This is a genomic window from Bianquea renquensis (assembly GCF_014384895.1).
GTDB lineage: Bacteria > Bacillota > Clostridia > Lachnospirales > Bianqueaceae > Bianquea > Bianquea renquensis.
This window is the reverse complement of sequence record NZ_JACRSQ010000034.1, coordinates 1-15,467: the sequence shown is the minus strand read 5'-3', so window position 1 is coordinate 15,467 and position 15,467 is coordinate 1. Positions and strand designations below refer to the sequence as shown.

Genomic DNA, 15,467 nt, shown 5'->3' with positions numbered 1-15,467 from the left:
GGTTAGAATGCAAACCGATATTTTTGCTGCCGCTGCTCTACCAGCGCATCGCCGCTCAACTGCGTCAGCTCTCTCAATTCCTTGGCCAGAAGACCATCGATGGTGGCCATCATCGCCGGTTTATCCACATGGCAACCTCCCTCTGGCTCCTGAAGAACCATATCAATGACGCCAAATCGATACAGCTGCGCCGCTGTCAGCTTGCAGACCGACGCCGCTTCCTGAGCCCGGGAGGAATCTTTCCACAGAATGCTGGCAAACCCTTCCGGGGATAAAATCGAATAGACCGCGTTTTCTAGCATCCATACCCGGTTGGCGACAGCCAGGGCTAACGCGCCTCCGCTCTCCGCTTCCCCGATGATGATGGAAATAATCGGCGTCCTCAATACCGCCATCTCCCACAGGTTCCGGGCAATCGCCTCCCCCTGGCCCCTCTCCTCGGCGCCGACGCCACAATAGGCGCCGGATGTATCCACAAAGCAAATCACCGGGCGATGAAACTTCTCCGCCTGTTTCATCAGGCGGAGCGCTTTCCGGTACCCCTCAGGATGGGGCATACCAAAATTGCGCTCGAGATTCTCCTTTGTGTTGCGGCCCTTTTGCTGTCCAATGACGGTGACCGGCTGCCCGTGAAACATAGCCAGGCCCCCAATAATGGCCGCATCATCCCCGTACTGCCGGTCTCCATGAAGCTCGATAAAACCATCGAAGATTCCGTCAATGTACTCCGCCGACGTGGGCCGTCCCTGCATTCTGGCCAGGCAAACTCGCTCCCATGAGCTGACATGGTTCTTTTTATTCTCCATGGGAATCACCTCCCTCATGCATCGCCAGCAGCTGTCCTAGCGTCTTTCTCATCTCTCCCCTTGGAACGATGGAGTCCACGAATCCATGCTTTTTTAGAAATTCTGCCGTCTGGAATTCATCGGGAATCGTCTCCTTGATGGTCTGCTCAATGACACGGCGCCCTGCGAATCCAATGAGGGCTCCAGGCTCCGCCAGGATGATGTCGCCCAACATGGCGAAGCTGGCCGTTACGCCTCCTGTGGTGGGATCCGTCAACACCGTTATACACAGCTGCCCCGCCTGATTATGACACGCCAGAGCGGATGACGTCTTCGCCATCTGCATGAGCGAAAAAATTCCTTCCTGCATTCTAGCACCGCCGGAGGCCGTAAAAATCACCACGGGCATTTTTTGCTCTGTGGCCCGCTCGATGGCCCGCGTGATCTTTTCTCCCACCGCCTGCCCCATGCTGCCCATCATAAAACGGCTGTCCATAACGGCGACTGCGCACCGGTGACCGTCGATGGCGCACTGCCCTGTCATGACGGCGGATTTCAGCCCTGTTTTTTTCCGCTGCATCTCTAATTTTTCCGTATATCCCGGAAAATCTAGAACATTAACGGATTCCACATCGGCATCCCACTCGTCAAAGGAGCCCTCGTCAACCGTGATGGCAATGCGCATCTTTGCATCCAGACGGAAATGATAGCCGCATTCCGGGCATACGGATAGGCTGTCTTCCACATCCCGGATATACAACATCTGATGACAGTCCGGGCACTTGCAGAATGGCGTCAACATCGGTCCCGCCTCCAGCTTTTTGATGCCCTGATTTCTGGCTGGTTTCTTCGTTTGCTTGCGGGCGGCTTCCTCCGCCTCCTGGCCTGCACTTTCCGTCGGGCCTAAGGAGATATAATTTGTCTTTTTAAATAAATCCTTCAACTGCATTGCCGATCACACTCCTCCGGGACGCTGTACTACATTTCGTTCTCAATAAAACCCGTATCGAAAGCACCGCTGCGGTACGCTGGGTTATTTAAAATCTGATATTGAAATTCGATATTCGTTGTGATCCCTTCCACCACGAATTCCCCCAGGGCCCTCTTCATCCGCAGGATAGCGGTTTGGCGGTCCTTCGCGTGTACAATTAATTTTGCGATCATGCTGTCATAGTAAGGAGGGATTGTATATCCTGAATAGACGGCGCTGTCCACCCGCACCCCAAATCCTCCGGGCACGTAGAGCTGTCCAACCGTGCCGGGACATGGCCTGAAGCCGTGCTCCGGGTCCTCCGCATTGATTCTGCACTCGATGGAGTGCCCCTCAATCCGGACATCTTTCTGGCTGAAGGACAATGGCTCCCCCGCCGCCACACGGATCTGCTCCTTCATGATGTCGATCCCCGTTACCATTTCCGTAACGGGATGTTCAACTTGAATGCGCGTGTTCATCTCAATAAAATAGTAACGCCCGTCTTTGTCCAGCAAGAACTCCACCGTACCGGCGCTCTCATAGCGGATGGCCTTCGCCGCTTTGACCGCATCGGCCGCCATCTGGCTCCGCAGCTCCGGGCTAATGCCCGAAGGCGCCTCCTCCAGCACTTTCTGATGTTTTCGCTGGATGGAACAGTCGCGTTCGCCCAGATGGACCACATTCCCATAGGCGTCGCCCATTATCTGAAACTCAATATGTTTGGGATTGACAATCAGCTTTTCAACATACATTGCGTCGTCGCCGAAGGCATTGCGCGCTTCCGTCTGCGCCGCGGCAAATTGATGCCGGAGCTCATCCCGGTTTGATGCCTCTCGCATCCCTTTCCCGCCTCCCCCGGCGGAGGCCTTTAGCATGACGGGATACCCGATCTCATCTGCGATCTGGACGGCCTCTTCCAAATCCAAGATGACGCCCACAGAGCCGGGTACGACGGGCACCCCCGCCTCCCGCATGGTTTTTCTGGCTTCGGACTTATTTCCCATGCGGTCAATCATCTCTGCCGTTGGTCCTATAAATTTCAATCCGCATTCTTGGCACATTTCGGCAAATCGGCTATTTTCAGATAGAAAGCCGAAGCCCGGATGAACTGCGTCACACCCAGTGCTGATGGCGGCGCTGATGATATTGACAACATTCAGATAGCTCTTATTCACGGGCGCCTCCCCTATGCAGACCGCCTCGTCCGCCAACTGGCTGTGTAAGGCATCCTTATCTGCTGTCGAGTAGACTGCAACCGTTTCAACCCCCATCTCTCTACAGGCGCGGATAATTCGAACCGCAATCTCACCGCGATTGGCCACCAAAACTTTCTTGAACACGTGATATGCCTCCGTTCTACTGTCCGATGGCAAAGGTCAACTCCGCTACAGCCGCGATCTTCCCGTCCACTGTCGCCGTCCCCTTGCCGACGCCAATCGGCCCTTTACATCTGATAATCTCAACGGTAATATCGATCGTATCACCGGGCACAACCTGTTTTTTAAACTTTGCGTTGTTGACGGCGCCCATAAATCCAATTTTTCCTTTATTCTCCTCCAAAGACAGCATCGCCACCGCCCCGGCCTGTGCCATGGCTTCAATCAACAGCACTCCTGGCATCACGGGTTTTCCCGGGAAATGTCCTTGAAAGAAAGGTTCGTTGATCGTCACATTTTTTCTGGCCCTCGCCATTTTGCCAGGCTCACATTCCAATATTCGATCGATGAGTAAAAAAGGATACCGATGTGGGAGAATCTCTTTAATCTGATTAATATCCAGTTCCATTGCTACCTCCATTTCCCCGCCGGCTCTTACGCAGTTACTTCGATTTCAAATAAGGGCTGGCCATACTCCACTGTGGCTTCATTGCTGACAAGAATCTTTTTCACGATTCCCGTATAATCGCTTTCGATCTCATTCATAAGCTTCATGGCTTCGATGATACACAGCGTCTGCCCCTTTTTTACAGAATCGCCAACCTTGACAAAGGGAGGGGTGTCGGGGCTCGACGCCGCGTAAAAGGTTCCCACCATGGGCGATGTAATTAGTTTTCCATGTGCATCCAAAACTGCCGTCTCCTTGGCAGGCGAGGCGGGCTCCTGGGGGCTCACCGGCATGGCGCTTTCCTCAATGAATGCTCCCGTTTTGATACAGATCTTTGTATCCCGTCCCTCGATGGTGACTTCCGACAGCCGCAAACTCGCCGCCTCTCGCATGATGGCCTTGATTTCATCTACGGAGTAACCTTCTTCTGCGGTCCTTTTTTCTGTGCTCGGCATGGCGTTATACCTCCGCATCCCATTTTTTTAGAATTATAACAGCGTTATGTCCGCCAAAACCCAAATTATCGCTCATCGCATATGTCAAGTCCTGCTCTCGACCCACGTTTGGCACATAATCCAGATCTAACTCCGGATCTGGCACACGATAATTGATCGTCGGTGGAATAAACCCTTCCTGTAGCGCCTTCACACAGGCGATTGCCTCTATGCCGCCGGCAGCTCCCAATCCATGCCCCACCATGGACTTGATGGAGCTGATGGGAATCCGGTACGCCTCGTCCCCAAAGGCCGTTTTGATCGCGCGCGTTTCCACGAGTTCATTGTAAAAGGTACTTGTTCCATGGGCATTGATATAGGAGATATCCTTCGGGGTGATCCCTGCATCCTTCATGGCCAATTCCATGGCTCTTGCCATAGCCTCCCCCGATTCCTCAGGCGCTGTGATATGGAATGCGTCGCAGGTGGTGCTGTACCCAACAACTTCCGCAAGAATCGTGGCCCCCCGCGCCTTGGCGTGCTCATATTCCTCCAGCACCACAATGCCGGCGCCCTCTCCCATCACAAATCCAGACCGCTCTTTATCAAAAGGAATGGAGGCCCGGTTCGGGTCCTTACTTTCGGACAGAGCGGTCAACGCTGTGAAGCCGGCGACAGTGAGCTCTGTCGTCACATTCTCCGCACCGCCTGTGAAAACCACATCGGCATATCCGCTCTGAATCGCGCGGAATGCTTCCCCCATGGCGTTGGTTCCCGAGGCACACGCCGTGGTCACGTCGAATACAGGGCCCTTCAGTCCGTACTCAATGGCGATATTGCCCGCTGCCATATTGGGAATCACTGTGGGAATAAAGAGAGGGGAGATTCGTTTGGGGCCCTTCTCAATTAACTTTTTCGTCTCTTCTTGAATAGTATGCATACAGCCCATGCCGACGCCTATAATAGCGCCAAGCCGGTAGGGATCTTCCTCGCCCAAAGCGAGCCCTGATTCCGCCAGCGCCTGGATCGCACCCACCATGGCATACTGCGCAAAAAGCGCCATTCGCTTTGCCTTCCTCTTGTCGATGTATTGGGTCGCATCAAAATCCTTTACCTCCGCCGCCAGCGACACCTTGAAATCATCGGTCAAGTTGAATCGAGTAATCGGCCCGATTCCATTTTTTCCTACTTTTAAACTATTCCAAAAATCGTCCGTTGTATTGCCGACCGGACTTACCACACCGGTTCCTGTTATGACGGCTCGTTTTCGATCCATGTTGCTTCAATCCTTTCTGTGGAAAATTCGATCTCGCACATCGAATTACATGTGCATACCGCCGTCCACGGACAATACTTGTCCCGTGATATACCGCGCATCCTCTGAAACGAGAAACGCCACGGCCCTGGCCACATCCTCTGGCTGTCCCAGCTCTTTCAAAGGAATGCTCGCCATCATGGCGTCCACAATAGGTTGCGAGAGGTTCTTTGTCATATCCGTCTCAATAAAGCCAGGCGCGACAGCGTTGACCCGCACCCCCCTCATGGCCAATTCCTTAGCCGAGGATTTCGTTAACCCAATCACACCCGCCTTTGACGCGCTGTAATTACACTGTCCCACATTTCCCATGATCCCCACAACGGATGCGATATTGACCACGGCTCCACTTCTCTGCTTAATCATATATTTGGACGCGTGCCGCAAACAGTTAAAAGTTCCCTTCAGGTTCACATCAATGACCGCGTCGAATTCGGATTCCTTCATGCGCATCAACAGTGTATCTTTTGTGATGCCCGCATTGTTCACTAGAATGTCCAGCCGCCCAAAGGTTTTGATAATGGTATCCATCAGCGCTTGCGTCGCCTCAAAATCCGTCACGTTGCAATTATAGGCGGCTACTGCTGGAACCTGTTCCTTTGCCCCCTGCAGACTCTCCTCATCGGCTATATCGCTGATAATAACAGAGGCTCCTCTCTCCGCCAGCACCGACGCAATGCGAAACCCGATTCCCCTGGCCGCACCTGTAACCAGTGCGATCTTTCCTTCCAAATTCCCATCCATCTCCATGTCCTCCTGTCCTGCTTTACGCCTGCCGCTGCTCCAAATACTGCCTCAGCGTCGCCGTATCTTCGATATTCCAGACCCTCAGCCCCCTGTCAATCTTCCGGATAAAACCGGTTAGGGTCTTTCCCGGGCCGACTTCCACGAATTCCTCGACACCGTCCTCCAGCATGTGGCGAATGGTATCCTCCCAGTACACGCTGGATTGGACTTGGCGCACCAGGAGGCCAGGGATTGCCTTTTCATCTTCCACCTTGCATCCTGTTACATTGGTATAGTAGTCCATCGCCGGAGCTCTCCAGCAAACCGACTTAAATTCTTCCTCCAACTTTTCGCCCGCGGTGCGAAGCATGGAGCTGTGGAACGGACCGCTGACCACAAGCGGGATAATTTTTTTCGCGCCCGCTTCCTTTAGCTTGTCACCGGCGATTTCCACTAGGGATCTCTCCCCTGATATGACGATCTGTCCAGGACAGTTGAAATTGGCGGGTTCCACCACATCAGGCGCTGTACTATCTGCTGTGACATCCCTGCATATGCGAATCACTGTCTCCCGCTGGGCTCCAAGTACGGCCGCCATGCTTCCCCTGCCTCCGGGAACCGCCTCTTCCATCCATTGACCTCGTCTGCGCACCAGTGCCACGGCTCTCGGAAAATCCAGTACACCGGCGGCTACCAGGGCCGTATATTCTCCAAGGCTTAGCCCCGCCACAGCGTCAGGCCGGACGCCCTCCTGCTCCAAGATCCGGCAAATACCTGTCGACACGGCCAAAAGGCACGGTTGTGTAAACTGTGTCTGATTTAACTGCTCCTCCGGCCCCTCCAGACAAAGCTTCTGCACGGAAAAGTCGAGGGTTGCGTCCGCCTCCTCCATCGTCTGCCGGAAGGCCGGGAAAGTCTCCATCAGATCGCGGCCCATGCCGACGCGCTGACTTCCCTGCCCGGGAAATAAAAAAGCTGTCTTTTTCATAGTGCCTCTCTTTCTTCTAGCCATTCCCTCACAGAATGTGAGGGACTCTATATCATAATCCTCATGGATTGAAATCTTCTCAAAATAAGTCTGGCGGAGAGCGCCGCCGTCATCTCTCAATGTGCGCGGCGCTCTCACCAATCCAGCCTTATGCCTGCAACGATTCCATATATTCGACCATGTCCTTGACCGTATTCATGTTGCCCAACGCTTCCGTTGGCACTTCCACATCGAATTCTTCTTCGATGCCTGTCACGATCTCGTACAGGTCTAAAGAATCTGCATTCAAATCATCTTTGATACTGGATTCCAGTGTGATCTCGTCTGCGTCGAGTCCCAATTTATCCGCGATGATTTCCTGAATCTTCTCAAATACCATTGCCATAGCCTCCTTTGCTTCAACTTAAATTGCTGGCGGTCATCTGCAAATCCACGGATTCACTCAGGCCGCAGATGATACGAAGTTTGTCAACGCTTGACACACTCGCCGGAATCTGCCACAAGTTGGCAAATATCCTGTATGCTAATTTCCCGGATAGTCCGTGAAAATTGACATCAATATTTTACCATGACAGCAGCGCCGATGCCCATGTCAGCCCTGCCCCAAAACCCGATAGGATAAAACGTTCTCCACTCTGCATTGCGCCGGCGCGAACTAGATTGTCCAGCAGTATCGGGACCGTGGATGAACTCGTGTTTGCGTTGTCATGAATCGACATAGGAAACTTCTCCATGGGCACCTTCATTCGCTTTGCCACCGCGTCGATGATGCGTGAGTTCGCTTGATGTAAAATGAACTTGGATACATCCGCGCTCTCCAGGCCAGCGCTCTCCAGCACCCGCCGAATACTCTGCACCACCGTTGTCGTTGTAAACTTATAGACTTCCCGCCCATCCATGGTCATATACGGGGTCGCATTTTTTTCAATTTCTGCCAGCATCTGTCGGGGATCATCCGGCTCCATCTCCTCCACTTTCATCCGGCTGAGATACCGGCCATCCCTGCTATTTAGGTCAGACGATACAATGAGCTGGGCTCCTGCTCCATCGGCGCCCAATTCTTCTACCAAAAGACCGCTTCCCTGTTTGGGACCTAACACTACGGCGCCCGCGCCATCCCCAAAGAGCACCGCTGTGGAGCGGTCGCTCCAGTCAACAAGCCGGGATAATGTCTCCGCGCTCACGACGAGCACATGCCGGTACATTCCAGTCTGTAAAAATTTATAGGCCGTGGACACAGCATAAATAAATCCGGAACAAGCGGCTGACAGGTCAAAGCATGGCACGCCTGCCGCCCGGATCTCTCTCTGAACGAGACAGGATACTGACGGAAACCGGTAATCCGGCGTCACAGTGGTCGCAATGATTAGATCGATCTCATCCCCTGTGATACCCGCCATCTCCATGGCCCTCTTTGCCGCTTTCACCGCCAGGGTCACGGTTGTCTCCTTCGTCGCGATATGCCGCTGCCCAATTCCCGTTCGGGTTTGGATCCATTCATCGGACGTGTCCATTATTTCTGCCAAATCGTCATTGGAAAGAACCATCTCCGGCAGAGCGCTCCCGGTTCCCAAAATTCCTATATTTCCGAACAAATCTTGCCTGTTCTGATAATTGTAACACCTCTGTTTTTCCTTTTGATCCATGAAGCTGGCATCTCCTATTCTTTCCATATACTTTGATTTTCAAAGTATATACGATCTAACTCTATTTGTCAAGTTCTCCCTTGCGCATGGCATCCTGCACGTCGGGCCTCAGATAAAAAAGCTGCAGCTTTCTCAACATATCCAGACATAGGGCCGCGTCTTCCTTTCCAAGCGCCTCCCGGAATTTCTGCTGCGCCCTTCTCTCAAAAGTCTCGTGAACCTTTGCCGCGGCCGCTCCCCGCTCCGTGGCCTGGACCAACACGATCCGGCGGTCCGTATCCAACCGTTTGCGCTGGACATACCCTTTTTTGGCTAAGCGATTGATGGCGATTGTCAGCGTGCCCAGCGTGATCCGAAGATTCGAGGCGATATCGGTCATGGTCGGGTTTTGAAGATTTGTAATCGTACAGATGGTCATAAGCTCGGTCACAGAAAGATCGTGATAAAGACTCTTTTTGAGCTCCCGCGCCTCCATATATTCCAGATCTTTTTGAAGGTTGCACAGGAGCTGATAAATCATCGTATCCTTCATTCTATCCGCCTTCTCTCTAACGTTCGCCACTCAGTAACAGCTGCTCTCTCTACGATTATACTCGAAAGTATTTTGATTGTCAAACTTTTTTCATCGACAGGTTCTCTCAAAAGGTATAAAAGTTCGCGTTCCGCGAACTCAAATTTAGGTCCGCCTCTCGGCGGGCTTATCATTGGGATAAAAAAAATCCTCCCACGATGAGAGGATTTTAAAAATAAAAGGGGGGGTTTTGCTACTACTTCTTTATCATAGCAGAGGGATATGAATTCTTTGTAAACGACGACTTACGTATCGATTACAATCTCCTTACATTTTTCCTACGCTTCGCCACACGACTCGTACTTGCGGCCGCTCCAATGGCAAAAAACCGCCGCGCAATCAATCGACTTGATGGCATAGCGGTTCTTTCCCCAGCTATAACGAAATCCTTCGAATCCAATATCCATAGTCACCCTCACTGGGTGGTCTGCAGCTAGAAGTTTTAAATTCCGTAAAACCCCATTTCGCACCTTGCTCTCGTTGGGCAGCGGCGTACCGATATGGAACTCCGAGAATGCATATATCCTCCTCGCTGTTATCTTGGCTTCGCCCTAGAATTAAATGTTTGTACCGCGTATAGCCATGAAGAATAAAGGGGCTATTATCCATAGACCAGGTATCCAAAGGCAACACCGCCATATCCCGCGGATCGATTCGAATCCAATTTTGATCGCTCTCCCGATATGGATAAATGGAGGGATATTCTGAAAACATATATTCAAGCGCACATCGCGTTTTGGCGGGGTCCAACATGGCCATAGGCTGTGATTCCAGCGTTGGCTGCGTCTGTGGTTCTGAATTTGGCATTGGCTCCGGATTTGACTCTGGCTCTGATTCTGGCTCCTGCATTGGCTCTGCCTCCAGCTCTGGCACTGGCAGCGGTATCGGTTCTAGCTCCAACTCGGGCGCCGGCATCGGCACCGGCTCTGCCCCCGGTTCCGGCTCTGGCAGCGGGGGTTGCTCTGGCACTGACTCCACATCCGGCTCCACATCCTCGATAATCAGGAGCTTCTTCTTGGGATTCTCCGCAACCGGCTCCTCGCTGGCGCTCTCTTCCACGATGAGGGCTCTGGCATCAGCCTCTTCCCCCATATTCGATACGCTTCCTCCCTCTGGCTCCTGCTCCTCACGCTCTTGAACCGCTTCCACCTCTTCCGATTCCTCTGGAACCACAGGCGGCTGTGCCTCCACAGTCTCCGGCATCGCCTTCGGCTCTGGCGACATGTTCCCCTGATAAGCGGAGCCTGGAGCAGGGCGCGGAGGTGTGGTCTGATCCACATTTTGTTTATCTGTCCACGTGACTAGATCCTGGCGATACCCCACCAGAACATCTCTTGGTTTCGACGGAGCCGGCGGAGCTGTCCGAATCACAACGGCCGCATAGGCGCTCATGGCCAATCGGGGATCCGAATTGCGCGCAATCGGCCCTCGATATTCTAACTGCGCAGCGCCCTGGCCGTTCGGCCGCAGCGATCCGATTTCATATTCTTTGAATGTCGTTTGACTGACACAGACAAGAAAAGCTTTATACGTATCCCCCGAGGTCAAGACTCCTAACCCGTTCAGCAAGATTTTTACCTTCAAAATATCATCCCGGATTTCGATTCGACAGGTCCCGTGAGGCGTCTGCCCCTTGAACCCATATCCGGCCTTTTGTTCCTTCAACTCAATAAATTGCCTTATGTAAGTCATGAAATCCCTCCTGCATACCTGCTATTGTCATTGTATGCAGGAGGGATTCAATTCATTCCGCCTTCCGACTTTTTAAAATATGATATCCGGATTGCCGGTTGATAATCTCGCAGTTGCCAAAAAGCCGGATCAACTCTTTTGCCGCACTGGGCGCGCCCTGATTTTTGCGAAGCACTACGTAGAGAGCACCTTGCGCTGCCATATGTTGCTGGGCCAGGGCAAATAAAGAATAGACCGTCGTTTTGCCAGCTCGCACTGGCGGATTGGTGACAACCATTTCAAATCTGCTAGCGGCCAGTTCTTCTTGCCGGACAATCCGGATTTCCTCCGGCAATCCGTTGAGCACACGATTTTTTTCCGCAAGCTCCATTGCCCGGCTATTGACATCCAACATGGTGACAGAGCATGTTGGCCATGCCTTCGCCAACGTCAACCCGATAGGTCCATAGCCGCACCCCATATCCAGCACGCTCTCAGGGGCTGTAAGCCGGTCTTTTAGGACGGTCTTGAGTACAAGATCCGTGCCGTGGTCCACCCGTGAAATCGAAAACACTCCGTGGTCCGTCAGAAAGCGCATGGAGATCGATCCGAGTCCGTACGAAATCTCCCGAATATCGGACCTGGAGTCCGGATGATCAGAAAAATAGTGGTCTGCCATGGCTACGCCTCCTTCGCCAATCGATTGCTGACTTCAATAAATTGCAGGAGGGTCAGCGCTTCCCCGCGAATTCTCTCATCGATGCCAAGGTCCTCCAGCGCATGGCGAATCTGTTCCTTCCCAAAGGGCAATTCCTGACTGTTGCTAAGGCTGTTGAGCATTGTCTTTCTGCGCTGTCCAAACGATGCGCGGATAACGCGGAATAACAATTTCACATCTGCCACCGGCGCTGGCGGCTCTGCCGTTCTCTCGAGACGAATCACAGCCGATCCCACATTGGGCCTTGGAATAAAACAGTTTGGCGGCACAAAAGCCACAATTTCAGGCTTTGAATAGTATTGGACTGCCAGGGATAACGCCCCGTAGTCCTTCGTCCCGGGCCCCGCCTGCATTCGCCTCGCCACCTCCTCCTGAACCATTACAGTAATACTGTGGAGCGGAACTGCCCCCTCTAAAAGTCCCATGATAACCGGAGTCGTAATATAGTATGGCAAGTTGGCGATGACCTTAATGGGCCCCTGAATTCCCTCCTTGGCCAGATATCCAGCTAAGTCCAGCTTCAAAAAATCTTCATTCAGAATCGATACGTTCTCATAGCCCTCCAAATTTTTGTTCAAAATCGGGATTAAGCGCGAATCGATCTCGACGGCAATCACCTTCGCCGCCCTCTCCGCCAAAGCCTGGGTGAGGCTTCCAATGCCCGGCCCAATCTCCACGCACACATCCTCCGGCCCAATCTGTGCGCTGGCTGTGATCTTATCCAGAACGTGCAGATCGATCAAAAAATTCTGTCCATATTTCTTCAAAAACTGGAACTGGTGGGCTTGCAAAATTTCGATAGTTTTTCCTGGAGATGCAATCCGTTCGCTCATTCGGCCTCCTGTTCCATCTGGAAAACCCTGACGGCATTTTCATAGGTAATCCTGGCTACGTCCTCCACGGGAATCCCCTTGATTTTGGCAATGGTTTCCGCAATATAGGGCAGATTCCGGGAATCATTTCGCCGCCCTCGGTTGGGCACCGGCGCCAAATATGGGCAGTCTGTCTCCAACACAATCCGTTCCAGCTCGATCTCCTGAACTGTCTGAATCACTTTTTTTACATTTGGGAACGTCACCATACCGCCGATTCCAATATAAAAGCCCAACCGTATATACTCCTGTGCCAGTTCCGGGCCTCCCGTGTAAGAATGGATCACACCGCCAACAGAACCTGCACGGGATTCTTTTATAATCTGAAAGGTATCCCGGGCGGCATCACGGGAGTGAACGATGATGGGAAGCTCCAATTCCTTTGCCAATTCAATCTGTTCAATAAACCACTCTTGCTGCACATCTCGAGGGGAAAAATCATAGTGGTAGTCCAGCCCGATCTCACCCACCGCCACAACTTTGTCTGACCCGCAGCAATAGCGGTAGAGATCGGAGACGGCTTCCACGTCCAAATCCTTCACCGAATGCGGGTGCACGCCCATGGCGCCATAGAGGAAATCGTAGGTTTTCATCAACTTCAGCGTGTCCTTGCAGCTATCCAAGTCACAGGCGCAATTGACGACATACCCTATACCTGCCGCTTTCAGCGAGAGCAAAACCGCCGCCTGATCCTGCTGAAACTTCTCATCATCGTAATGTGCATGGGTATCAAAATACATGCTGCCCTCCACTTTTCACTATCGAACTTCCGCGCCGGGCGCCACATCCGCCTCGGGCCGGATAACGCAATATCCACCCTTTTCATCGGTGGCACACAGAATCATCCCCTGTGATAACACGCCCCGCAGCTTCACCGGTTTCAGATTCGTCACCACGATGACTTGCTTGCCGACAAACTCCTCCGGCGTATAGTATTTGGCGATACCGGAGACAATCTGCCGCACTTCCCCGCCAATCTGAATCTGGGAGACAAGAAGCTTGTCCGCACCCTTAACCCGCTGGCACTCCAGCACTTTGCCCACTCTAAGCTCAACCTTTTCAAATTCATCGATGGAAATCAGCTCCGGCTCCGGCTGCGCTTTCGGTTCCTCCTTCTTCTCAGCGGACGCTGCCTTCGCCGCATTGTCCTCTTCTATCCTCTTCAGCGTTTTGGCTTCATCCAGCCGGGCAAACAACACGGCGGCCTCGCCGGTGGGTTTCATGGCCTCTAAAGCGCCAAACACCGCTATGCTGTCCAACGTCCTCAATTCTTCTTTTACATCGAGCTGGTCGAGAATTTTATGTCCTGTTTCCGGCAGAAAGGGTAGCAGTAAAATCCCAATATACCGGATACTCTCCAGCAGATTGTACAACACAGCGCCAAGGCGCGCCTTCTTCTCCTCCGATGTAGCCGCCTCCTTCGCCAAGGCCCAAGGCATGGTCTCATCGATATACTTATTGCTTCTCCGGGCCAGGGACACAATCTCCTCCAAAGCCTCCGCGACTTTCAGCTCTTCCATTTTGGCAATGACAGACTTCGCCGTATCCTGCGCCATCTGGATAAGCTCCTCGTCCGTCCCTTCCACAGCTCCCCGGGGCTGTACAACACCGGCAAAGTATTTATGACCCATGGCGATGGTCCGATTGACCAGGTTGCCGATAGTATTGGCCAGATCCGCGTTAAAGCGCCCGATGACGTTTTCATAGGTTATGGTTCCATCCGAGGCAAAGGGCATTTCCCGCAGCAGATAGTACCGCACCCCATCCACGCCGAAATAGCGGACCAAATCATCGGCGTAAATCACATTCCCAAGGGACTTGCTCATTTTTGAATCTCCAGACAACAGCCAGGGATGTCCAAAAATCTGCTTCGGCAACGGCTCGCCGAGGGCCATGAGCATAATGGGCCAGTAGATGGTGTGGAACCGCAGAATATCCTTGCCGATAACATGAATATCCGCCGGCCAATACTTTTTGTATTTTTCGCCCGGCTCGTCCGTATCGTATCCGAGGGCGTTGATGTAGTTGGTCAGCGCGTCGATCCAAACATAGATCACATGTTTGGGATCAAAGTCCACAGGGATTCCCCATGTAAAGGATGTCCTGGATACACACAGGTCCTGCAACCCTGGCTTTAGGAAATTATTGACCATCTCCCGCTTCCTTGACTCCGGCTGGATAAACTCCGGATGCTCCTCAATGTGCTGCATCAGCCGGTCCTGATACTTGCTCATTCTGAAGAAGTACGCTTCCTCTTTGGTTTTCGTCACTTCACGGCCACAGTCTGGGCACTTTCCATCCACCAGCTGCGTTTCTGTAAAAAACGATTCACAGGGGACACAGTACCACCCCTCGTAAGCGCCTTTGTAGATATCTCCCTGCTCGTACAATTTTTTAAATATTTTTTGCACGGAGCGCATGTGGTCTTCGTCTGTCGTTCGGATAAATCGATCATAGCTTGTATTCATCAGATCCCATATCTGTTTGACCTCCCCTGCAACCGTATCCACATACTCTTTGGGCGATACCCCGTTTTCGTGGGCGTTTAACTCGATCTTTTGACCATGCTCGTCCGTGCCGGTCGTAAAATATACATCATAGCCTTGTAGCTTTTTAAAACGGGCAATGGCGTCCGTCAACACAATCTCATAGGTGTTCCCGATATGAGGCTTTCGGGATGTGTACGCTATGGCAGTGGTAATATAAAATGGTCCCTTGTTCATGGGCAAACTCTCCTTCATCAATGGCAAAATTAGGCTTATTCGTTATTATACCCCGATATGGGGCAAATTTCAAGGCATCTAGCAAAAAACGCCGCCGCAAGGTGTAGCGTTACAATAGATGTGAGACCAAGGGTATAGAAAAAGGCGATAGAGTTTGTTAGAATAGAGTCACCACAACAACACCCTAACGAAAGGTCTCAATCGCCATGGACATTGTAGCA

General features: G+C 52.3%; 16 protein-coding genes. All 16 read right to left on the bottom strand.

Annotated elements, in window-relative coordinates:
• Positions 1-2 precede the first annotated feature (2 nt).
• On the bottom strand, positions 3-806 hold the full coding sequence (locus H8730_RS15040) for an acetyl-CoA carboxylase carboxyltransferase subunit alpha (RefSeq protein ID WP_177713947.1): 804 nt from the start codon (positions 804-806) through the stop codon (positions 3-5).
• Positions 796-1,734, bottom strand: coding sequence for an acetyl-CoA carboxylase, carboxyltransferase subunit beta (accD, locus tag H8730_RS15035; protein ID WP_177713948.1), 939 nt, complete (start codon positions 1,732-1,734; stop codon positions 796-798). The genes H8730_RS15040 and accD overlap by 11 nt, the downstream gene beginning before the upstream one ends.
• Positions 1,735-1,763: 29 nt before the next feature.
• The gene (locus H8730_RS15030) at positions 1,764-3,098 is read right to left on the bottom strand and encodes an acetyl-CoA carboxylase biotin carboxylase subunit (RefSeq protein ID WP_177713949.1); all 1,335 of its coding nucleotides are present in this window, start codon (positions 3,096-3,098) and stop codon (positions 1,764-1,766) included.
• Positions 3,099-3,114: 16 nt separating this feature from the next.
• Positions 3,115-3,543, bottom strand: coding sequence for a 3-hydroxyacyl-ACP dehydratase FabZ (gene fabZ, locus H8730_RS15025; RefSeq protein WP_177713950.1), 429 nt, complete (start codon positions 3,541-3,543; stop codon positions 3,115-3,117).
• Between the two features lie 26 nt (positions 3,544-3,569).
• Positions 3,570-4,037 (bottom strand): acetyl-CoA carboxylase biotin carboxyl carrier protein, encoded by a 468-nt coding sequence (gene accB, locus H8730_RS15020; protein WP_249290094.1) that lies wholly within the window; start codon positions 4,035-4,037, stop codon positions 3,570-3,572.
• 4 nt (positions 4,038-4,041) lie between these two features.
• Positions 4,042-5,292 carry a beta-ketoacyl-ACP synthase II gene (fabF, locus tag H8730_RS15015; protein ID WP_177713952.1) on the bottom strand — a complete coding sequence of 417 codons (1,251 nt, stop codon included), beginning with the start codon at positions 5,290-5,292 and terminating at the stop codon, positions 4,042-4,044.
• Positions 5,293-5,337: 45 nt separating this feature from the next.
• Positions 5,338-6,075, bottom strand: coding sequence for a 3-oxoacyl-[acyl-carrier-protein] reductase (gene fabG / locus H8730_RS15010; protein WP_177713953.1), 738 nt, complete (start codon positions 6,073-6,075; stop codon positions 5,338-5,340).
• A 22-nt stretch (positions 6,076-6,097) separates the two neighbouring features.
• Positions 6,098-7,045 (bottom strand): ACP S-malonyltransferase, encoded by a 948-nt coding sequence (gene fabD / locus H8730_RS15005; protein WP_177713954.1) that lies wholly within the window; start codon positions 7,043-7,045, stop codon positions 6,098-6,100.
• Positions 7,046-7,193: 148 nt separating this feature from the next.
• The gene (gene acpP / locus H8730_RS15000; protein ID WP_177713963.1) at positions 7,194-7,424 is read right to left on the bottom strand and encodes an acyl carrier protein; all 231 of its coding nucleotides are present in this window, start codon (positions 7,422-7,424) and stop codon (positions 7,194-7,196) included.
• A gap of 184 nt (positions 7,425-7,608) precedes the next feature.
• Positions 7,609-8,691: a beta-ketoacyl-ACP synthase III gene (locus H8730_RS14995; RefSeq protein WP_177713955.1), complete on the bottom strand. Its 1,083-nt coding sequence runs from the start codon at positions 8,689-8,691 to the stop codon at positions 7,609-7,611.
• A 61-nt stretch (positions 8,692-8,752) separates the two neighbouring features.
• Positions 8,753-9,223, bottom strand: coding sequence for a MarR family winged helix-turn-helix transcriptional regulator (locus H8730_RS14990; RefSeq protein ID WP_177713956.1), 471 nt, complete (start codon positions 9,221-9,223; stop codon positions 8,753-8,755).
• 414 nt (positions 9,224-9,637) lie between these two features.
• Positions 9,638-10,954 (bottom strand): hypothetical protein, encoded by a 1,317-nt coding sequence (locus H8730_RS14985; RefSeq protein WP_177713957.1) that lies wholly within the window; start codon positions 10,952-10,954, stop codon positions 9,638-9,640.
• A gap of 52 nt (positions 10,955-11,006) precedes the next feature.
• Positions 11,007-11,612, bottom strand: coding sequence for a class I SAM-dependent methyltransferase (locus H8730_RS14980; protein WP_177713958.1), 606 nt, complete (start codon positions 11,610-11,612; stop codon positions 11,007-11,009).
• Between the two features lie 2 nt (positions 11,613-11,614).
• Positions 11,615-12,484 carry a 16S rRNA (adenine(1518)-N(6)/adenine(1519)-N(6))-dimethyltransferase RsmA gene (rsmA, locus tag H8730_RS14975; protein ID WP_177713959.1) on the bottom strand — a complete coding sequence of 290 codons (870 nt, stop codon included), beginning with the start codon at positions 12,482-12,484 and terminating at the stop codon, positions 11,615-11,617.
• Complete coding sequence (locus H8730_RS14970; protein ID WP_177713960.1) at positions 12,481-13,263, bottom strand: TatD family hydrolase; 783 nt, start codon at positions 13,261-13,263, stop codon at positions 12,481-12,483. The genes rsmA and H8730_RS14970 overlap by 4 nt, the downstream gene beginning before the upstream one ends.
• An 18-nt stretch (positions 13,264-13,281) precedes the next feature.
• A complete protein-coding gene (gene metG / locus H8730_RS14965; protein WP_177713961.1) occupies positions 13,282-15,246 on the bottom strand; it encodes a methionine--tRNA ligase in 1,965 nt (654 codons plus the stop codon).
• Positions 15,247-15,467 lie beyond the last annotated feature (221 nt).